The sequence below is a fragment of the Bradyrhizobium sp. HKCCYLRH2015 genome, from assembly GCF_051168215.1.
In the GTDB taxonomy this organism is placed as follows: Bacteria; Pseudomonadota; Alphaproteobacteria; order Rhizobiales; family Xanthobacteraceae; genus Bradyrhizobium.
Genome location: NZ_JBNPUO010000005.1, coordinates 534,202 through 553,061 on the forward strand (window position 1 = coordinate 534,202; position 18,860 = coordinate 553,061).

16 protein-coding genes and 1 pseudogene are annotated in these 18,860 nt (G+C 63.7%); 8 read left to right on the forward strand and 9 right to left on the reverse strand.

Annotated elements, in window-relative coordinates:
• Positions 1 to 55: 55 nt before the first annotated feature.
• Positions 56 to 274 (forward strand): annotated as a pseudogene (locus tag ACQR1H_RS16285) (efflux RND transporter permease subunit); the annotation flags it as partial.
• On the opposite strand, the gene ACQR1H_RS16290 reads toward ACQR1H_RS16285, so the two are convergent.
• The 3 genes from ACQR1H_RS16290 to ACQR1H_RS16300 form a co-directional block, all read right to left on the reverse strand.
• Positions 258 to 1,910 carry an anti-phage dCTP deaminase gene (locus ACQR1H_RS16290; RefSeq protein WP_434907844.1) on the reverse strand — a complete coding sequence of 551 codons (1,653 nt, stop codon included), beginning with the start codon at positions 1,908 to 1,910 and terminating at the stop codon, positions 258 to 260. The pseudogene ACQR1H_RS16285 and the gene ACQR1H_RS16290 sit on opposite strands and share 17 nt — an antisense overlap.
• Before the next feature lie 432 nt (positions 1,911 to 2,342).
• On the reverse strand, positions 2,343 to 5,486 hold the full coding sequence (locus ACQR1H_RS16295) for a multidrug efflux RND transporter permease subunit (RefSeq protein ID WP_434907845.1): 3,144 nt from the start codon (positions 5,484 to 5,486) through the stop codon (positions 2,343 to 2,345).
• Positions 5,483 to 6,664, reverse strand: a complete 1,182-nt coding sequence (locus ACQR1H_RS16300; protein WP_434907866.1) for an efflux RND transporter periplasmic adaptor subunit — start codon at positions 6,662 to 6,664, stop codon at positions 5,483 to 5,485. The genes ACQR1H_RS16295 and ACQR1H_RS16300 overlap by 4 nt, the downstream gene beginning before the upstream one ends.
• A 146-nt stretch (positions 6,665 to 6,810) precedes the next feature.
• Between ACQR1H_RS16300 and ACQR1H_RS16305 the strand changes: the two genes are divergently transcribed.
• From ACQR1H_RS16305 to ACQR1H_RS16335, 7 genes are all read left to right on the forward strand, one after another.
• Positions 6,811 to 7,272, forward strand: coding sequence for a MarR family winged helix-turn-helix transcriptional regulator (locus tag ACQR1H_RS16305; protein ID WP_315803121.1), 462 nt, complete (start codon positions 6,811 to 6,813; stop codon positions 7,270 to 7,272).
• Positions 7,273 to 7,648: 376 nt separating this feature from the next.
• On the forward strand, positions 7,649 to 7,909 hold the full coding sequence (locus ACQR1H_RS16310) for a hypothetical protein (protein ID WP_316237838.1): 261 nt from the start codon (positions 7,649 to 7,651) through the stop codon (positions 7,907 to 7,909).
• A gap of 259 nt (positions 7,910 to 8,168) precedes the next feature.
• A complete protein-coding gene (locus ACQR1H_RS16315; RefSeq protein ID WP_434907846.1) occupies positions 8,169 to 10,589 on the forward strand; it encodes a TonB-dependent receptor in 2,421 nt (806 codons plus the stop codon).
• A gap of 2 nt (positions 10,590 to 10,591) precedes the next feature.
• Positions 10,592 to 11,281 (forward strand): Fe2+-dependent dioxygenase, encoded by a 690-nt coding sequence (locus ACQR1H_RS16320; protein ID WP_315803124.1) that lies wholly within the window; start codon positions 10,592 to 10,594, stop codon positions 11,279 to 11,281.
• A gap of 11 nt (positions 11,282 to 11,292) precedes the next feature.
• Positions 11,293 to 12,252 (forward strand): tonB-system energizer ExbB, encoded by a 960-nt coding sequence (gene exbB, locus ACQR1H_RS16325; RefSeq protein WP_434907847.1) that lies wholly within the window; start codon positions 11,293 to 11,295, stop codon positions 12,250 to 12,252.
• 6 nt (positions 12,253 to 12,258) lie between these two features.
• Entirely contained in the window at positions 12,259 to 12,729 is a 471-nt protein-coding gene (locus ACQR1H_RS16330) for a biopolymer transporter ExbD (RefSeq protein WP_434907848.1), read from the forward strand.
• A 14-nt stretch (positions 12,730 to 12,743) separates the two neighbouring features.
• Complete coding sequence (locus tag ACQR1H_RS16335) at positions 12,744 to 13,535, forward strand: energy transducer TonB family protein (protein ID WP_434907849.1); 792 nt, start codon at positions 12,744 to 12,746, stop codon at positions 13,533 to 13,535.
• Positions 13,536 to 13,563: 28 nt separating this feature from the next.
• On the opposite strand, the gene ACQR1H_RS16340 is transcribed toward ACQR1H_RS16335, so the two are convergent.
• The 6 genes from ACQR1H_RS16340 to ACQR1H_RS16365 all read right to left on the reverse strand — a co-directional run bounded on the left by ACQR1H_RS16340 (position 13,564) and on the right by ACQR1H_RS16365 (position 18,820).
• Entirely contained in the window at positions 13,564 to 13,968 is a 405-nt protein-coding gene (locus ACQR1H_RS16340; protein WP_316180740.1) for a hypothetical protein, read from the reverse strand.
• Positions 13,969 to 14,029: 61 nt separating this feature from the next.
• A complete protein-coding gene (locus tag ACQR1H_RS16345) occupies positions 14,030 to 14,710 on the reverse strand; it encodes a site-2 protease family protein (RefSeq protein ID WP_316180718.1) in 681 nt (226 codons plus the stop codon).
• Positions 14,711 to 14,764: 54 nt separating this feature from the next.
• Positions 14,765 to 15,154, reverse strand: a complete 390-nt coding sequence (locus tag ACQR1H_RS16350; protein WP_316180720.1) for a GFA family protein — start codon at positions 15,152 to 15,154, stop codon at positions 14,765 to 14,767.
• Between the two features lie 97 nt (positions 15,155 to 15,251).
• Positions 15,252 to 15,998, reverse strand: coding sequence for an SDR family NAD(P)-dependent oxidoreductase (locus ACQR1H_RS16355; RefSeq protein WP_434907850.1), 747 nt, complete (start codon positions 15,996 to 15,998; stop codon positions 15,252 to 15,254).
• Between the two features lie 126 nt (positions 15,999 to 16,124).
• Complete coding sequence (locus tag ACQR1H_RS16360; RefSeq protein ID WP_315803131.1) at positions 16,125 to 16,859, reverse strand: SDR family oxidoreductase; 735 nt, start codon at positions 16,857 to 16,859, stop codon at positions 16,125 to 16,127.
• Positions 16,860 to 16,996: 137 nt separating this feature from the next.
• On the reverse strand, positions 16,997 to 18,820 hold the full coding sequence (locus ACQR1H_RS16365; RefSeq protein ID WP_434907851.1) for an IlvD/Edd family dehydratase: 1,824 nt from the start codon (positions 18,818 to 18,820) through the stop codon (positions 16,997 to 16,999).
• Positions 18,821 to 18,860 lie beyond the last annotated feature (40 nt).

Here is an 18,860-nt window from a genome sequence, read left to right on the forward strand (position 1 = left end):
GCCGCGGTCTCGGGCTCGTGGTCGATATGGGGGCGGCCCCAGCGGGCGAAGGCGTTGCACCGGCTCCGAGATCCGCCAGCCGCTTGGCTATGCGATGGTCGGCGGCCTCGTCGTGAGTTAGATGCTGACGCTGTTCACGACGCCGGTGATTTATCTCTATCTCGACAAGGTCAACAGCCGAGCATCAAGGGCACGCCGCCGAGCAGCGGCCGAGTGGTCGAACGGCCCTCCTGCGGAACGGCATGGGTTCTTGGTTGCTAACCGGCGTCGCTGATCGGGGGGGGTGAAGCTGCTTCAGCCGCCAAATGCTCGGAATTCTCGAATGATGCGGGCTCAATGTCGACTACTAGTTTGCCCCATTCGATTGCTTCATTCTCTATATAGGCCGTTGAGACACCCTCGATCATCGGAAATGGATACCCTTCAACGTAGTCGAGTGCGTCGCCGTGGCCGTCTTTTCGACGGCCCTTCTGGAAAATGTCCCTATAGCGGAATGGCGAGATGCCCAAAAACGGAATAAACGAAACCTTGCCTGGAGTATCTTGTTCGATACTAATTTCATTACTATGGAGTTCTTGAGCGCGGCTCTTTGGATATGGTTCGATGTAAATGACTCTGCGGATCCCTGAAGCGAGGATGTGTTTCGTACAATTATGGCATGGGAACGTCGTGACAAAGAGCGTGCAATTCCTCACGCTCCTTCCTAGCCTCGCTGCATCACAGATCGCGCACATCTCAGCATGAACTACGCGCCCGAACTCTGTAAGATTGAGCACAGCACAACTAGCCAATACCCCGTCGTCCTCGTCGCGTGCCTCGTCTTCCTCGTCGCGGCCCTTTGATTCTTTTCTTGTGAACTTTGCTACCATTTGAGCGGGGCTGCCAGCCTTCTTGGCCTTGTCGGAGAGAAGTCCGGCGCGATCCATTCGGTCAAATAACTCTCGAAGCAGTTCCTTTTTGATCACTTCGTTTGGGTCACGACGTAGTTTGACGTCGCGAAAATCGGGTGACTCAGTGTCCCAGTAAGTGCCGCCAAATGCTTTTGGAACCTCGTTGCAACCCTGAGTGATCATCTCTCCTTCGTCAGAAAATACGGCGGCTCCAACTTGTCGCGATAAGTCAGCGGATCGAAGTGATGCCGATTTCGCCGCATACATTCCGTACTCTGCCTTTGATGGGGCAATGTCGGTCTTGCCGAGTAAGGCTTGGACAAATCTGCTCAGCTTTAGATCCATCTCGCTTCGTACTAGCCCGTCGATGAAGACGTCCGCATGGTGGAACGTCTCTCTGACGTGTTGGCCGAGATCCTCTCCGTCTTCGCGCGCATCTTTGTCAATAAGCTCCGCCGCTTTGCAGACAATTTCATGGTGCGGGCTGCCGGGTATCAAAGTGTGCCTTAGCCGTTCCTCTAAGAGCTGCTGTCGCTGTCCTGCTGGTCCGTAGGCCGAAATGAGGATGAACTGTCGTCCATACACTTTGCGTAGGAGGACCACTTCATCCGGACGCTTGAGCTGACGAATGATATACGCGGTCGGCTTGCTCGGATTTACCTTGCTGCGGGAACCTGTTTTTATTTCCCGGGCGTCGCCGATAGCACGAAGCGCAATGCGTGCCATTGTTGCAGGGTCTTTAAACTCCTTGCATAGCGCATTCGCGTAGCTGATCTTAAAATTTACATCCGAATAGAAATCCGTCGTTGCCGGAGCGTGTACAGGAAAGTTTTGCAGAGTGTATCGGTCTTTCCGCAACATCTCCTTGGTTATGTGGATTACAGTGGATGTGTATTCGACAGCATGCAGGGCGACGATCAGGCTGTCACAAATTGCCTGGATATCGACGCCCATAGGCCCTACAATGCCAAACACCAACTCCGGAAAGTCTTTTTTCTTTGACTGTATCTTTGCGGCCATCGGAACTCGACATTAACTGGTGTAATCAAAAGATCGACGTAGATTCGATCGCTATCGGGAGAGACGGAAATGGCTAGGGTTTCTATACGGAAAGACGAGCTTGATCTCGTTTTGGAAACTGCCAGACGCGCTGCGGAGAGGACCAATTCGGTAGTGGTGGTTGCCAAGGATCGCCTCGACCTCACTGAGGAATCGGTGGGTCGATCCAATGAATCTCAAAACCAAAAGCCGGTAACACAGTTCAATTGATTCTTCAACCTGAAGGTGAATGCAGTAGAAAGGCGGTCGGCTTCAACCGACCGCCTTTCTACTTTAGTTTAGGTTTCCGGGGATTTACGGTGGTCGAGTTGCGCCTGCGAGCTGCTCGACTGGGATGAAGCGCGAGCGGAACTCCAGGGTAGCTGTGCAACATACGAGTGGCAGTGTCCTCGATTATTCCGCCGCTTCCTTTACCGGGCCAGGCGCGGCGGCCTTGGGCTCGTGGTCGATATGCGTGCGGCCCCAGCGCGCGAAGGCGTTGTTGACCTTGTCGAGATAGAGATAGATCACCGGCGTGGTGAACAGCGTCAGCATCTGGCTGACGATCAGGCCGCCGACCATCGCATAACCGAGTGGCTGGCGGATCTCCGAGCCGGTGCCGTTGCCGAGCATCAGAGGCACGCCGCCGAGCAGGGCTGCCATCGTCGTCATCATGATCGGACGGAAGCGCAGCAGGGCGGCTTGGCGGATCGACTGCTCGGGCGGCAGGTGCTGGTCGCGTTCGGCGGCAATGGCGAAGTCGACCATCATGATGCCGTTCTTCTTCACGATGCCGATCAGGAGAATGACGCCGATCAGCGCAATCAGGCTGAAATCGTAGCCGAACGCCATCAGGATCGCGAGCGCGCCGACGCCGGCCGAGGGCAGCGTCGAGAGAATCGTAATCGGGTGGATGTAGCTCTCGTAGAGGATGCCGAGGATCAGATAGACCACGACGAGGGCGGCGAGGATCAAGAGCGGCACGGTCGACAGCGACTGCTGGAACGCCTGCGCGGTGCCCTGGAAGCTCGAGTTCAAGGTTGCGGGCGCGCCGAGCTCGACCATCGCGCGCTGCACCGCATCGGTGGCCTGGCCGAGCGCGACGCCCTGGGCGAGGTTGAAGCTGATCGTGATCGACGGGAACTGACCCTGGTGGCTGATCGACAGCGGCCTCACCGGCACGTTGGTCCAACTGGCGAAGGTCGAGAGCGGCACCTGGTCGCCGGTGGTCGGCGATTTCACGTAGAGCTTGTTGAGCGTGTCGATATTGCCCTGCAGCTCAGGCAGGATCTCCAGGATCACGCGGTAGGAGTTGAGCTGGGTGAAGTACTGCGCGACCTGTCGCTGGCCGAACGCGTCATACAGCGTGTCGTCGATCAACTGCGGCGAGATGCCGTAGCGCGAGGCGGTGTCGCGGTTGATCGTGAGCTGCACGGTGGTGCCGTCGGCCTGCTGGTCGGTGGCGACGTCGCGCAGCTGCGGCAGCGAGCGCATCTTCTCCAGGATCTTCGGCGCCCACTCGTTGAGCTCGGAGAGATTGGAGTCCTGCAGCGTGAACTCGAACTGGGTTCGGGACGGCCGGCCGCCGAGGCGGACGTCCTGCGCGGCCTGCATGTAGAGCCGGGCTCCCTCGACCTTCTCCAGCTGCGGCCTCAGGCGTGTGATGATCTGCTGCGCCGATGCATCACGCTCGTCACGCGGCTTCAAGGTGATGAACAGATTGCCGGTATTGCCGGCGCGGCCGGAGCCGCCGATCGCCATTGCGACGCTGGCCACGCCCGGATCATCCTGCACGATCTTGGCCAGCGCCTCCTGGCGCGACTGCATCGCCTTGAAGGAGATGTCCTGCGACGCCTCCGACGCGGCGGTGATCAGGCCGTTGTCCTGCTGCGGGAAGAAACCCTTGGGGATCAGCACGAACAGGTAGATCGACAGGCCGAGCGTGGCGAAGAATACCATCAGCGTGGTGAAGCGCCAGCGCAGTGCGATGTCCAATCCCTTCTCGTAGGCCCTGAGCAGCGCCTCGAAGCCGCGCTCGCTCCATTGGTAGAATTTGCCATGAGCCTGGTGGCCGCCGCGCAGGAAACGCGAGGCCATCATCGGCGTCAACGTCAGCGAGACGAACATCGAGACGAAGATCGTCATCGCCAGCACGACCGCGAATTCGCGGAACAGGCGCCCGATGATGCCGCCCATCAGCAAGAGCGGGATCAGCACGGCGACCAGCGAGATCGAGATCGAGACAATGGTGAAGCCGATCTCCTTGGCCCCCTTGTAGGCGGCAGCCATCGGGGACTCGCCTTCCTCGACATAGCGAGAGATGTTCTCGAGCATGACGATGGCGTCGTCGACGACGAAGCCGACCGCGATCGTCAGCGCCATCAGCGAGAGGTTGTCGAGTGAATAGCCGACCCCCCACATCATCGCGCAGGCGCCGAGCAGGGCGAGCGGCACGGTGATCGTCGGGATCACCGTGGCCCAGAAGCTGCGCAGGAAGATGAAGATGACCATGACCACCAGAAAGATGGTCAGGAGCAGCGTGAACTGGACGTCCTCGACCGCGGCGCGGATGGTCGTCGTGCGATCCGACATCAGCTCGACCTTGATGGCCGGCGGGATCGCCGCAACCAGGCGCGGCAGCGTCGCCTTGATCTTGTCGACGGTTTCGATGACGTTGGCGCCAGGCTGCTTGAAGACCACCAGGAACACGCCGCGCTTGCCGTTGGCCCAGGCGGCCTGCTTGGCATCCTCCGGTCCGGTCACCGCCCGGCCAATGTCACGGATGCGCAACGGACCGCCATTGCGGTAGGCGATGATGACGTCGTTCCAGTCCTTCGACTCGGTGAGCTGGTCATTGGCGTAAATGGTGTAGGCCCGACGCTCGCCGTCGATGTTGCCCTTCGGGCTGTCCACCGTGGTGATCGCGATCTGGCTGCGCACGTCCTCCATCGAGAGGCCCTTGGCGACCAGCTTGGCCGGGTCGATCTGAATACGGATCGACGGCTTCTGCTGGCCGCCGATGATCACCTGGGCAACACCCGAGATCTGGCTGATCTGCTGCGCGAGCTGCGCATCGACGGAGTCGGAGACCGTCGTCAGCGGCAGCGTCTCGGACGTGGCGGACAAAATCAGGATCGGCGCGTCCGCCGGGTTGACCTTGCGGTAGGTCGGCGGCGACGGCAGGGTCTTGGGCAACTGGCCCGAGGCGGCGTTGATGGCGCCCTGGACGTCGTTGGCGGCGCCGTCGATGTTGCGATTCAGGTCGAACTGGATCGTGACCGATGCAGTGCCCAGGTAACTGGTCGACGTCATCTGGGCGATGCCGGGAATCTGTGCGAATTGCCGCTCCAGCGGCTGGGCGACCGAGGTCGCCATGGTCTCAGGGCTGGCGCCCGGCAGATTGGCGGTCACCTGGATGGTCGGGAAGTCGACCTGCGGCAGCGGTGCGACCGGCAGCAGCGGGTAGGCAACTAGGCCAATGAACAGGATACCTGCCATCAGCAGCGAGGTGCCGATGGGGTATTTGATGAAGGGTGCCGAGATGCCGCCGCCGTTCATTCCTGCCGGACCTTAGCTGGCGCCGGCTCCGAGCTGGCCACCGCGGTGGTCACGACCGAGCCTGGCTGCACTTTGAATTGACCGCCGGTAATCACCTGCTGGCCGGGCGTCAGCCCTTCTTCGACGACGGTCCGGCCATCGAGCGAAACGCCGACCTTCACCTTGCGCAGCTCGGCCTTGTTGTCCGGGCTCACCGTGTAGGAATACAGCCCGCTGGTCGAATGCTGGACCGCGTCGTCAGGAACCACCGTGGCGTCCTTCAGCGTCCGCACCAGGAGCCGCGTCGAGACCGACTGTCCGGGCCACAGCACGTGGTCCTTGTTGTCGAACACCGCTTTCAGCCGGATCGTTCCGCTGGACGTGTCGACCTGGTTGTTCACGACCATCAGCTTGCCCTCGGCGAGCTGCTTCCTGCCGTCGGTGGTGAACGCGATCACCTTCAACGGGGCGGTCTTCTGCGCCTCGTTGATGTAGGGCAACTGCTCTTCCGGCGCGGTGAAGATCACCGCGATCGGTTCGATCTGCGCGATCGAGACGATGCCGGTCTGGCTCGAGGCGTTGACGATGTTGCCGATGTCGACCTGGCGGAGGCCGGCGACCCCGGAGATCGGCGCCTTGACCTGGGTGTAGCTGAGCTGGGTCTGGGCATTGGCGATCGCGGCGTCGTCGGCGGCGATCTGCGCCGTGAGCTGTGCGACGGTGGCGCGCTGGGTGTCCTGCTGCTGCCGGGTCGCGAACTCGCCGAGCTTGGTGGTGCGCTGCAGGTCGAGATTGGCGTTGTTGAGATTGGCCTCGTCCTGCGCCCGCTTGGCCTTGGCCTGGTCGAGCGCGGCCTGGAACGGCCTCGGGTCGATCTCGACCAGCAGGTCGCCTTCCTTGACGAGTTGGCCTTCGGTGAAGGCGATCTTGTCGATCTGGCCGTCGACGCGGGTGCGGACCTGGACGGTGTTGAAGCCTTGCACGGTCCCCAGGCCGGTGAGGAAGACCGGAAAGTCCGTCTTCTCGACCGGCACGGTCGAGACCCGAACCGCCTGCGGTCGGGCCGATCTCTGCTCAGCGGTCTTCTTCGCTGCCTCGGCGCCCTGATGACGCTGCCAGCCATAATAGCCGGCGCCGCCGAGAGCCGCGACAAGCAGGATCCAACCGAGGGTTCGTGATGTCTTCATGCTGGCCCACATGCTGAGACGAACAGGATAACCGGTCTTTAAAACCATTCCCAGCATGCCAGATATAGTACGCACGCAATTAATGTGTAAACACACGAGCGCGTGGACAAACCTAAACAATCGGCAAGCTTCGAGGGATCGCAAGGGAGTTCACAGCCATGTCGCTGGATATGAGACGGCAGCTCGTTACGCAGCTTGTCGAAAGCTCGCGCATCCTGCGCAACTATATTGATCATCGTGCCAAACAGCGCGGCACGACCCGCGCCCAATGGGTGGTGCTGTTTCGGCTGCGCGCGCATGAGGGGATGTCACAGGTCGATCTCGCAGAAGTGCTGGAACTGCAGCCGATTTCACTGGTGCGTCTGCTCGACAGGCTGGTGGAGCAGGGGTTGCTGGAGCGCAGGCACGATCCGAGGGATCGCCGCGCGAATCGTCTCCATCTCACCGCCGCGGGACGAGAGCTCGTCGATGATCTCGACGAGCTGCGCGATGCGATCGCCGGCGACGTTCTGCACGACATTCCGGACGAGGCCGTCGCCACCAGCCTGTCGACGCTCAGGGACCTGAAGGATCGGATAAAGACGCTGTCCGATCCGAAAGCCGAGGTGGCGCTCAAATAGCCGAGGCGCAGCGCAGACCGGTCTCATCTTGAGTTGTGTCGTATCGTAAAACATCTTGAGTGCGAAAAGCCGCGGACAAGCTTGGCCTTGCCGCGCAGCGTGGCCTGCGCGAGAGCAGGGCGGTCTGTGGCGATCCTCTGCCGCCATCGTCGGGCAGCGCGCCGCTCCGGACCATTCGCGGGGCCGCGCGGGTCTCTCGTGCGAACGCCGCACTCCGACCTATTCTCGCCGTCTTGTCGCGCCCGATGGGAGCCGATTAGAAGCCGATGAGTCCGGCCGCCGTCATGGCGCCGTCGGGCAGCGGCAGGATTCAACCGGAGCGAGGCCGCGTCGTCCGACGATGCGCCGTGCGACGATAACGAATGGGGAGCTCACGATGGAAGAACTGAATGGAAAGATGCTCGCGTGCCAGATCCTGGTCACTGGCCTGATCGCGCGCGTCGCCAACGAGCAGCGCGATCCCTTGCGCTTCCTGAGCGATTTTCGCGATGAGATCAGGGCCGTCGTCAAGGGCGTGCGGATCGCGGGGATCGATGATTCCGACCGCGTGCGCCAGATCGCGGTGCAGACCGTAGACGAGCTGTTCTCGTTAATGAAGCCGCCGAGCAGCGACGAGCCGGCTGGCTCGTCGAACTGACCTGCGCCGGAGTTGCGCGCGACGCAGTGGTGATTCGACGACAGCGCGAGTCAAAATCGCGCTGTTTAGAACGATTTCAAGTTCCGTATGTTGTTAGTTGAGCATTTTTAGAATTGTTTTGATCTGGAACTATTCAAGGCCAAATTAGGGCTCCTCAAATTGACCCCCTGAAACGCGCCCGATACCAACGACCCATCGTCGCACTGCGAATGATCCGCGTAAGCGATGTGGAATGAAAATCTGGGGCGCGTGAAAATAAATGGGACAGGTGAGAGCACCGCGTTCGCTGCGCGGGGTCGCAGCGATGAAGTTCAATGACGGACGAGGAGAGGGGCCTTCCGTCACCAAGGTGTCGGCGGTGGCCGGGCTGATGGCGGTGGCATCGATGTCGTCGGCCGAGGCGCAGCCGGCGTCCGACCTGCCGCCCGTCAACGTCGATGCGCCGATCGCGCGGGCCAAGCCGACGTCCTCCAAGCCGACCGCCGAGCAGGTCCGCGCGCGCAATGCCCTGCGCCGCGCGGCGGCCCGCCAGCAGGCGGCGCAGCAGGCCGCGGTGGCGTTCCCGAACGCGGGCGGGCTGTCCGCGCCGGACGCCAACCCCTACGCGGACGCAGCCGAGCCCTACAAGGTCAACCGCGTGCAGGCGTCGGGCAAGTTTCCCGAGCCGCTGCTCAACACGCCGAAGACGATCACGGTGATGAGCAAGGAGGTGCTTGCCGACAAGCACGTCACGGCGCTCAAGGAGATCGGCCGCTCGACCGCCGGCGTCACGCTCGGCTCGGGCGAGGGCGGCAATGCATTCGGCGACCGCTTCTTCATCCGCGGCTTCGATGCCCGCAACGACGTGTTCATCGACGGCATCCGCGATCCCGCAGTATCGATCCGCGAGAACTTCTTCACCGAGCAGATCGAGATCCTGCGCGGCCCCGCGTCGTCCTATGCAGGGCGCGGCACGGCCGGCGGCGCCATCAACATCGTCACCAAGCAGGCTGGCGATACGAATTTCAAGCGGATGGATACCGAGTTCGGCACCGATCAGCAGAAGCGCGTCACGCTCGACGTCAACCAGGTGATCTCGCCGACCGTCTCGGTGCGCACCGGCGGCCTGTTCCAGGACTCCAACGTCGCCGGGCGCAACTTCGTCACCGACGACCGCTGGGGCGCCTTCCTCTCGACCAAGTGGACGCCGATCGACGATCTCAAGATCACGACCAACTACGTCCACACCGACCTGTCCGGCTATCCCGATTTCGGCGTGCCCTACTACAAACAGGGCAACGTGCCGGTGACGTCGGCCGGCATTCCGCGCGGCACCTGGTATGGGTTCCTCAACCGCGATTTCCAGACCGCGCGCCAGGATTTTGGCACCGCCGCGGCCGAGTACAAGGTCAACGAGGCCATCACGCTCAGCAGCAAGTTCCGCGGCGAGCACTCGCTGCTCAACTATATCGGCACGCTGCCGCAGAATCCGAACACGACCAACGCGAATCCGCTGCTCTGGACCACCACGGCCAGTGCGCAGAGCCGCTACCAGACGGTGGACGTCTGGGCCAACCAGAACGATGCGACGTTCAAGCTCGATACCGGCGGCGTCAAGCACACCGCCGTGCTCGGCACCGAGTTCTCGAACGAGAACATCTCGATCGACCGCTACACCGGACTGTCATCGGAGCTGTTCGGCGGCGGCTCGACCAGCAACGGCGCCGTCACCGGCGTCAACGTTTACTCGCCGCAATATACCTACATTCCGTTCAGCAACACACCGTCGCTGTCCGGCAACCCGACGCGCTACGGCGTCAACACCAACAGCGTCTACGCGATGGATACCGCCAATTGGCGAGACATCATCATTCTGAACGGCGGCGTGCGCTACGACGGCTACAACATGAGCTCGTCGACCAATTCGCCGAAATACCTCAAGATGAACGCCGACCTGGTCAACTACAATGTCGGCCTGGTCTACAAGCCGATGCCGATCGGCAGCATCTACGCGGCCTATGCGACCTCGGCCAATCCGTTCGGCTCCGAGCTCGACGCCACCGGTACCGACTACGGTGGCGTGCCCGCCAACACCGCCGTCCTGCTCGGGCCGGAGCGCAACAAGGCGGCCGAGCTCGGCACCAAATGGGAGCTGGTCGATCGCCATCTGCTGGTCTCAGCCGCGCTATTCCAGACAACCAAGGACAATGCCCGCGAGACCGTCGGCGGCCTGCTCACCTCGGGCGCGGCCTACCGCATCCAGGGCATCGACATCGAGGCGGAAGGCAAGCTTACCGATCGCTGGAGCATCTTCGGCGGCCTGGTGCTGATGCAGTCGAAGGTCACGCAGAGCGGCGTCGCCTCCAACATCGGCTTACAGCTCGCCAATATCGCCCACCAGTCGTTCAGCATGCTGTCGAAGTACAAGCTCGACAATGGCTGGGAGATCGGCGGGCAGGCGGTCTACCGCTCCAAGGTGTATGGCGGCACCTTCGCGGCCAACACCGGCAACGAGCTGCCGAGCTACTGGCGCTTCGACGCCTTCGTCGAGAAGCAGCTCGACAAGAACTGGACGATGAAGCTCTACGCGCAGAACCTGACCAACAAGCTGTACTACGACACGCTGTATCGGAGCGCGGTGCCGTTCGTCGCCGTGGCCCCGGGGCGCGCCTTCTACATCGTCACCACTGCGAAGTTTTGATCATGCTGATCTGCATCCCGGACGTTCTGTCGAAAGACGAGGTGGCCGACTTCCGCCGCATCATGGATGCGGCGGAGTGGGAGGACGGCCGCTCGACGGCCGGGGCGCAGTCGGCCATGGTCAAGCGCAACGAGCAGCTGCCGCCGGACGGCGAGGCGGCGCGGGTGCTGGGCCAGCGCATCATCACGGCGCTGACGAAAAATCCGCGCTTCCTGTCGGCAGCGATCCCGCTGCAGATCTTTCCGCCCTTGTTCAACCGCTACACCGCCTCGCGGGGCGACCATTTCGGCATCCATGTCGACAATGCCGTGCGTGGCGATCCCTTGACAGGCCTGCGCATCCGCACCGATCTGTCGATGACCTTGTTCCTGGCCGAGCCCGACAGCTATGACGGTGGCGAGCTTGTGATCGAGGACACCTACGGCTCACACGAAGTCAAGTTGCCCGCGGGGCACGCGGTGCTGTATCCGTCATCGAGCCTTCACATGGTCACGCCGGTCACGCGCGGCGCCCGGGTCGCCTCTTTTTTCTGGATGCAGAGCATGATACGGGATGCCCACGTCCGGAGCATGATCTTCGATCTGGACACGGCGATTCAGAGCTTGGCGGAACGCCTCGGGAGGGACGATCCCGATGCTGTCAAGCTGACCGGCATCTATCACAATCTGATCCGGCAGTGGGCCGAGGTCTAATGGGCCGAGATATGATGACATCGTTCCTCGTTAGGTTTGCAATCGTCCTGTCATGTCTGTCTGTTGCTGCGGGGCTACCTGCACATGCGCAGCAGGAGCCGGCCAGGTCCGCGCCGGCGGTCTCGACCGATCTCTCCGCGCCGGCACCGGGCACAGCGCAGACGATGGCTCCTCCTGCGTCGGGCCAGACGGCCGCAACGACCGCTGCGCCGGCGGGCAGTGAGAGCACCACCCGAGCTGGCAAGTCGGTGAGCACCGGGCTCGACGAGCTGTCACCGCTCGGCATGTTTCTCAAGGCCGACATCGTCGTCAAAGCGGTCATGATCATGCTGGCGCTGGCCTCGGTCGCGAGCTGGACGATCCTGATCGCCAAGAGCCTCGAATTTTCCGTCCTGCGCCGACGGCTGATCGGCGCGCTGCGCAAATTGTCCGCGGCGAAGTCGCTGGCCGAGGCCCAGCTCGCGCTCGGACAGAGCAAGAACGTCGCGACCGTGCTGCTGCAGGCTGCGATCGCCGAGGCGCGGCTGTCGGCCGGGCTCGGCAGTGACGAGGGCATCAAGGAGCGCGCGGCCTCGAGCTTCACCGAGATCGTCCGCGCCGAAGCGCGCCGCGTCCGCACTGGCATGGGCCTGCTCGCCACCGTCGGCGCGATCTCGCCGTTCGTCGGGCTGTTCGGCACCGTCTGGGGCATCATGAACAGCTTCATCGGCATTTCCAAATCGCAGACCACCAACCTCGCGGTGGTCGCGCCGGGCATCGCGGAAGCGCTGCTGGCGACGGCGATCGGTCTCGCTGCCGCGATCCCGGCGGTCATCATCTACAACCACTTCTCGCGGGTCACGAAGGGCTATCTCGAGCTCGTCAACCGCGCCTCCGGCACCACCGGACGATTGCTGTCGCGCGATCTCGATCGCGGCTCCCGCGATCTCGATCGCAGCCATGGCGGCCTTCACGTCCGGGCGGCGGAGTAGCCGACGATGGCCGTCTCGCTCTCCGAAGGCGATCTCGACGACGATTTCGACGAGACCCACGACATCAACGTAACGCCGTTCATCGACGTCATCCTGGTGCTGCTGATCATCTTCATGGTGGCCGCGCCGCTCTCGACCGTCGACCTGCCGATCGACCTGCCGTCGTCAACGGCGACGCCGCAGAAGAAGCCGGACAAGCCGACCTACGTCTCGATCAAGCCGGACCTGTCGCTCGCGATCGGGGAGACCCCCGTGAAGCGGGTCGACCTGCTGTCCGAGCTGAACAGGGTGATGGCCGATCACGCCGCGGACGACCGAACCGTGTTCCTGCGCGGCGACCGCGCCGCGCCCTATGGCGAGGTCATGGAGGTCCTGGAGCTGCTGCGCAGTGCCGGCTATAAATTCAAGCTGGTGGCACTGGAGCGCGTGCCGGGCGCGCCGGGTGACGCCGCTGCTACGCCGGCGCCACAACCCTGAGCGGCCGTTCTGAGATGAGTGACCTCGAGACCGGACTTTCGACTTCGCGGGTCGCGTGGTTCGCGGCCGCGATGGTGGCCGTCGCGCTCCATGTCGGCGGCGTCGCGGTGGCGCTGACCACGGCCCGTGGCGACGACGACGCCGGCGGACTCGGCACTGCCGCTGACGTCATCGATGTCGAGCTGGCTGCGCCGAAGGTCGAGGAGAACGACCTGCCCAACGGCGTCGATTCCGTCGCGGAGACGGCATCGGTCGCGACCCCCGAGCAGAAGGCTGAGACCGAGCAGGCGGATCTGCAGAAGGGCGTTCCAACCACCACGGAAGAGGCCGACCAGCAGGTCTCGCCGACCGAGGTCAAGAAGCCGACGGAGGAGGAGAAGGTCGCCGCCGTCGAGACCAACGCCTCCGAGGCGCACGACTCGGCCATCGACAGTTCGCGGAAGACGCTCGATGCGAAGGTGCCCGACGCCGAGCGGATCAAGGCGCCCGATCCGACCGGCATGGGCAAGGACCGGGATCCGCAGACCACGAACTGGCAGCGCAAGCTCAGCCTGATCGTGAAGAAGAACCAGAAATATCCGGCCGGCAAGACGCAAGGCGGCAGCGTGCGGGTGTCGTTCAAGCTGAACCGCCGCGGCAACGTGATCTCTGTCGACGTGATCCAATCGTCCGGAGATCCGGACTACGACCGCGAAGCCGTGGCGATGGTCCGCCGCTCCGATCCGTTCCCCAAGCCGCCGGCGCAGGTCTCCGACGACGAGATCCCCTTCAACATCGTCGTCAAGTTCCCGGCGACCAAGACCTGACGTCAGGACGAGCGGCCGGCCGCGAGCGTCACTGCCAATACAGTCTGATCCCGACATAGACCACGCAGAGCGCGGCGAAGATCAGCCCGACCGGCAGCTTGCGCGGAGCGGTCGTCCCGCTTTGCGCCGCCTTCGGCTTCGGCGGCAGCTTGCGGAAGGCGGTGACATTGTCGGTCACCGGCTCCGCTGTGACCGGCTTGACCTCGGGCGGGGCGCCGCCGCCGCCCATCTCGGCATAATAGGCCTTGTACATCTCGCGGATGGTGGCCTCGGTCGCCTCGTCCTCCGGCATGTCGCCAAGGCGGGCCTTGTAGCTGGCCAGGAATTCCTGCGCCGCCGGCGGCAGGCCGGAGGCGCCGTTCAGCTTGGCGATCATCTTCCAGGTCGCGAAATCGGCACGGGCGCGGGTGTCGGCGCGGCGTGCGATCATCATGTCAGCGGCTTTGACCAAGAGTGCCTCGGGGCTCGTTCGTTACCATCCCTGACGGGTAGATCTAGACATTACCCGTCAATAGCAGAAGCAGCTGCTTCAGAGAATCGGTCGTGGCGCGGAGCAGCCCCGACACAAGATCAAGATTGAGACCGAACTGGGAACCCGCCAGCGGCAGGAGGATCAGGCATCCGATCAGAATCAGCATGCCGTACGGCTCGAGCCGGGCCAGCGGCCGCGCCAGCACCGCCGGCAGGACACCGACCGCGACCCGGCCCCCGTCGAGCGGCGGTATCGGGAGCATGTTGAACACGGCGAGCAGAATGTTGAACGAGAAAATATTCCATAGATTGCTCGCCACCCACCGCGCGGCCTCAGGTGGAACCAGCGGAAGGGCGTGGAACGCCAGTCCCGCCGCCAGCGCGAGCGCGATGTTGGTGGCGGGTCCCGCCAGCGCCACCATCACCATGCCGGCGCGGAGCGGCTGCAGATTGCGAAAATCGACCGGCACCGGCTTGGCGTAGCCGAACAGGAACGGCGAGCCGGACAGCAGCAGCATGCCCGGCAGCAGAATCGTGCCGAACGGATCGATGTGCCGGACCGGGTTGAAGCTGACGCGACCGAGTCGCAACGCGGTCTCGTCGCCGAACCGCCAGGCGACGAAGGCGTGAGCAGCCTCATGAAAGGTGATGGCGATGATGATCGGCAGGATCCAGACGGAAATGCCGTAGAGCGAGATGTTCAAGGATCGGGTTTCCGGACGCGTTGTGCCCTACATAGGCACGATGGTTCCTTGATGCTACGCGGGATTTTCCGGAAATTGCGGCAGTCCGTCGCTGAGCTGCACCCAATCGATCTTTTCCGAGACCCAGATGTGCTCGGTCGGGGCAAAGGCGTTGCGGTCGTCGAAGCAGGCCAGGGCCACGCCGACCACCGGGCGCGTGGTGCGCCATGAGAACAGCCTGACTCCGCAGCGCGGGCAGAACATGCGGTCGAGCGCGTCGGAGGAGGGGAAGCGCGCGGTTTCGCCGGTGATCGTCAAAGCGTCGTGCGAGAACAGCGCGCGGGCGAAGAACGGCGCGCCCGTCGCCCGCTGGCAGTTGCGGCAATGGCAGACGCGCACATTGATCGGCTCGCCCGTGCATTGGAAGCGCACCGCGCCGCAGAAGCAGCCGCCGTGGTGGGTCATCAGGCAAGCTCCATGGATCGGGACATCCGTATCGCCAGCGAGACGAAGGTGGGCCCATCGCCGTCTGCGTTGGCACCTTTGCTCGCCCCGCCGCAAACTAATAGGTCGCGCGGCCGCCGGAAATGTCGAAGACGGCGCCGGTCGAGAACGAACACTCCTCCGAGGCCAGCCACGACACCAGCGCGGCGAGCTCTTCCACCAGCACGAAGCGGCCCTTCGGGATCTTCGACAGCATGAAGTTGATGTGCGCGTCCGTCATCTGGTCGAAGATCGCGGTCTTCGCCGCCGCCGGCGTCACCGCATTCACCGTGATGTTGTGCTGCGCCAGTTCCTTGCCGAGCGACTTGGTCAGCGCGATCAGGCCGGCTTTGGACGCCGAGTAGTGCGCGGCATTCGGGTTGCCCTCCTTGCCGGCGATCGAGGCGATGTTGACGACGCGGCCATAGCCCTGCTTCAGCATCACCGGCACGATCGCCTTGGCGCAGATGAAGGGACCGTCGAGATTGATGCGCAGCACCTTGCGCCACTCATCGAGATCGGTCTCCCACACCGTCCTGTTGATGCCGGCGATGCCGGCATTGTTGACCAGGATGTCGATGCTGCCGAACGCGGCCAGCGTCGCGTCGCGCGCGCCTTCGACCGCTTTGGTGTCGGTGACGTCGACCTGCAGCGCCAGCACCTCCGGACCGATCTCCTGCGCGGTCTTCTCCGCCAGCGCGATGTCGTGATCCCAGATCGCGACCTTGGCCCCGGAGGCCTTGAAGCGCTCGGTGACGGCGCGGCCAAAGCCCTGCGCGCCGCCGGTGACGACGGCGCAGCGATTGGCGAGATCGATGTGGTTCATGAAGAAAGACTCCTCTTTCGACCCTCATGGTGAGGAGCGCGGAGCGCGTCTCGAACCATGAGGCCCCTGACATCCGGGCCTCATCCTTCGAGACGCCGCTGCGCGGCTCCTCAGGATGAGGAGAAGCTACAGTGTCCAGCCGCCGTCGATGGTGTGCGCGACGCCGGTCGTGAACGCGCTCTCGTCGCTGGCGAGATAGACCGCGAGATGGGCGATCTCCTCCGCCGTGCCGAGCCGGCCCATCGGTTGGCGCGAGATGAACATCTCGAGCCCGTTCGGGCCGGCCGAGGCCGCCCGTCCGAGCATCGAGGGCGTTTCGATCGTGCCGGGGCAGATGCAGTTGCAGCGGATTTTCTTGCCGACGAAATCGGCTGCGACCGAGCGCGTCAGCGCCGCCACCGCCGCCTTGGTCGCGCCGTAGACGTAGCGGTTCGGTGCCGCCTTGAACACGCCGGCGGCGGAGGCGATGTTGACGATGGCGCCGCCGCCCTGATCGAGCATGTCAGGCAGGAAGGCGCGGATCGTGCGATGCATCGACTTGACGTTCAGGTCGAACGAGAAATCCCAGTCGTCGTCGGAGCAGTCGAGGATGGTGCCGTTGTGCACGAAGCCGGCAGCGTTGAGCAGGATCTCGACCTTGCCGACGCGATCGGCCATCGCGTTCACGGCCGCGGTGTTGCGCACGTCGAGCGTCGCGACCTCGGCAATGCCTTCGCTCTTCAGCGTGCTCAGGCCGTTCTCATCGATATCGGTGGCGAACACGGTCGCGCCCTGACGCGCGAAAGCGATCGCGCAGGCGCGGCCGATGCCGGCTGCGGCGGCGGTGACAAAGGCGCGCTTGCCCTTGAGGCGGTCGGACATGGGGTCTCCCTTGGGATGCTCGTTGATTCTTTCGTCATTGCGAGCGCAGCGAAGCAATCCAGGGCTGCGCGCGCGGCTCTGGATTGCTTCGTCGCTTCGCTCCTCGCAATGACGGTGGCCGGCTTTGCGCGGCGTGTCTAGTGATTATGCCTTGCCACGCCGACAGTGCCAGCGATGTTGTGATAGCGCGTGGCAAGCTCCATGCAGGCGCCGGTGGCCTGCTGGCCGACGGTGTTGCGATAGAGCTCCTGCCACGGCGTCTGGTTGGCGGGGTGTGGGAAGCCGCCCTTGGCCTTCAGCTCGGCGCGCCGCGTCGCAAGCTCCTCGTCCGAGATCAGGATGTTGGCCGAGCCCTTGTTGAGGTCGATGCGCACGCGATCGCCGGTCTTGAGGATTGCGAGCCCGCCATCGGCGGCGGCCTCTGGCGACGCGTTGAGAATTGACGGGGAGCCCGAGGTGCCGGATTGCCGGCCGTCGCCGATGCAGGGCAGGGACAGGATGCCGCGTTTGATCAGCGCTGCCGGCGGCTGCATGTTCACCACTTCGGCGCCGCCGGGATAGCCGATCGGGCCGGCGCCGCGGATGAACAGCACGCAGTGCTCGTCGATCTCGAGCGATGCATCGTCGATGCGGTCGTGATAGTCCTCCGGACCCTCGAACACGATGGCGCGGCCCTCGAAGGCGTTCGGGTCCTTCGGATTGACGAGATAGCGGTCGCGGAACTCCTTGGAGATCACGCTGGTCTTCATGATCGCGGAATCGAACAGGTTGCCGCGCAGCACCAGGAAGCCGGCATCCTTCACCAGCGGCTTGTCGTAGGACCAGATCACGTCGTTGTCCGGCTTCGGCGCCCCGCGGCAATTGTCGCCCATGCTGCGGCCGTTGACGGTGATGACGTCCTCGTGGATGCGCTTGTGCCGCATCAACTCGCCGATCACGGCCGGCACGCCGCCCGCGCGATGGAACTCCTCGCCGAGATAGAAGCCGGCCGGCTGCATGTTGACGAGCAGCGGTACGTCGTGGCCGACCTTCTGCCAGTCGTCGATGCCGAGCTCGACGCCGACATGGCGCGCCAGCGCGTTGATGTGGATCGGCGCGTTGGTCGAGCCGCCGATCGCGGAGTTGGCGACGATGCAGTTCTCGAATGCCTTGCGCGTCAGGATGTCCGACGGCTTCAGGTCTTCCCACACCATGTCGACGATGCGCGTTCCGGTCTCGTAGGCGATCTGGCCGCGCTCGCGATACGGAGCTGGAATCGCGGCGCAGCCGGGCAGGGACATGCCGAGCGCCTCGGCCAGCGCATTCATCGTCGAGGCCGTGCCCATGGTGTTGCAATGGCCGACCGACGGCGCCGAGGAGGCGACGATCTCCATGAACTCCTCATAGCCGATCTCGCCGGCGGCGAGCCGTTCGCGCGACTTCCACACCACGGTGCCGGAGCCGGTGCGCTGGCCCTCGTGCCAGCCGTTCAGCATCGGGCCGCCCGACAGCACGATGGCGGGGATGTTCACGGTCGCCGCGGCCATCAGGCAGGCCGGCGTCGTCTTGTCGCAGCCGGTGGTCAGCACCACGCCGTCGAGCGGATAGCCGAACAGGATTTCGACCAGGCCGAGATAAGCGAGGTTGCGGTCGAGCGCGGCCGTCGGGCGCTTGCCGGTCTCCTGGATCGGATGGGTCGGAAATTCCATCGCGATGCCGCCGGCGGCGCGGATGCCCTCGCGGACGCGGTGCGCCAGCTCGATGTGGTGGCGGTTGCAGGGCGAGAGATCGTTGCCGGTCTGGGCAATGCCGATGATCGGCTTGCCCGACTGCAGCTCAGCCCGGGTCAGGCCGTAATTCAGGTAGCGCTCGAGATAGAGCGCGGTCATGCCCGGATTGTGCGGATCGTTGAACCACGCCTGCGAGCGCAGCTTGCGGCTCTTGTCAGCGCCGTTGCCGGCATGCCCGTTCGAGTTCGTCATGTGTTTTCTCCCGCAGTGCAAACGTGGCGAGGCCGGTCCG

Bases quoted from the DNA above. Each gene is read 5' to 3' on its own strand.
- ACQR1H_RS16300 (WP_434907866.1), bottom strand. From the start codon at position 6,664: ATGTGGGCCAGCATGAAGACATCACGAACCCTCGGTTGGATCCTGCTT.
- ACQR1H_RS16350 (WP_316180720.1), bottom strand. From the start codon at position 15,154: ATGACCCACCACGGCGGCTGCTTCTGCGGCGCGGTGCGCTTCCAATGC.
- ACQR1H_RS16335 (WP_434907849.1), top strand. From the start codon at position 12,744: ATGAGTGACCTCGAGACCGGACTTTCGACTTCGCGGGTCGCGTGGTTC.
- ACQR1H_RS16360 (WP_315803131.1), bottom strand. From the start codon at position 16,859: ATGTCCGACCGCCTCAAGGGCAAGCGCGCCTTTGTCACCGCCGCCGCA.
- ACQR1H_RS16320 (WP_315803124.1), top strand. From the start codon at position 10,592: ATGCTGATCTGCATCCCGGACGTTCTGTCGAAAGACGAGGTGGCCGAC.
- ACQR1H_RS16290 (WP_434907844.1), bottom strand. From the start codon at position 1,910: ATGGCCGCAAAGATACAGTCAAAGAAAAAAGACTTTCCGGAGTTGGTG.
- ACQR1H_RS16315 (WP_434907846.1), top strand. From the start codon at position 8,169: ATGGGACAGGTGAGAGCACCGCGTTCGCTGCGCGGGGTCGCAGCGATG.
- ACQR1H_RS16330 (WP_434907848.1), top strand. From the start codon at position 12,259: ATGGCCGTCTCGCTCTCCGAAGGCGATCTCGACGACGATTTCGACGAG.
- ACQR1H_RS16355 (WP_434907850.1), bottom strand. From the start codon at position 15,998: ATGAACCACATCGATCTCGCCAATCGCTGCGCCGTCGTCACCGGCGGC.
- ACQR1H_RS16295 (WP_434907845.1), bottom strand. From the start codon at position 5,486: ATGAACGGCGGCGGCATCTCGGCACCCTTCATCAAATACCCCATCGGC.
- exbB (WP_434907847.1), top strand. From the start codon at position 11,293: ATGATGACATCGTTCCTCGTTAGGTTTGCAATCGTCCTGTCATGTCTG.
- ACQR1H_RS16310 (WP_316237838.1), top strand. From the start codon at position 7,649: ATGGAAGAACTGAATGGAAAGATGCTCGCGTGCCAGATCCTGGTCACT.
- ACQR1H_RS16305 (WP_315803121.1), top strand. From the start codon at position 6,811: ATGTCGCTGGATATGAGACGGCAGCTCGTTACGCAGCTTGTCGAAAGC.
- ACQR1H_RS16340 (WP_316180740.1), bottom strand. From the start codon at position 13,968: ATGATGATCGCACGCCGCGCCGACACCCGCGCCCGTGCCGATTTCGCG.
- ACQR1H_RS16365 (WP_434907851.1), bottom strand. From the start codon at position 18,820: ATGACGAACTCGAACGGGCATGCCGGCAACGGCGCTGACAAGAGCCGC.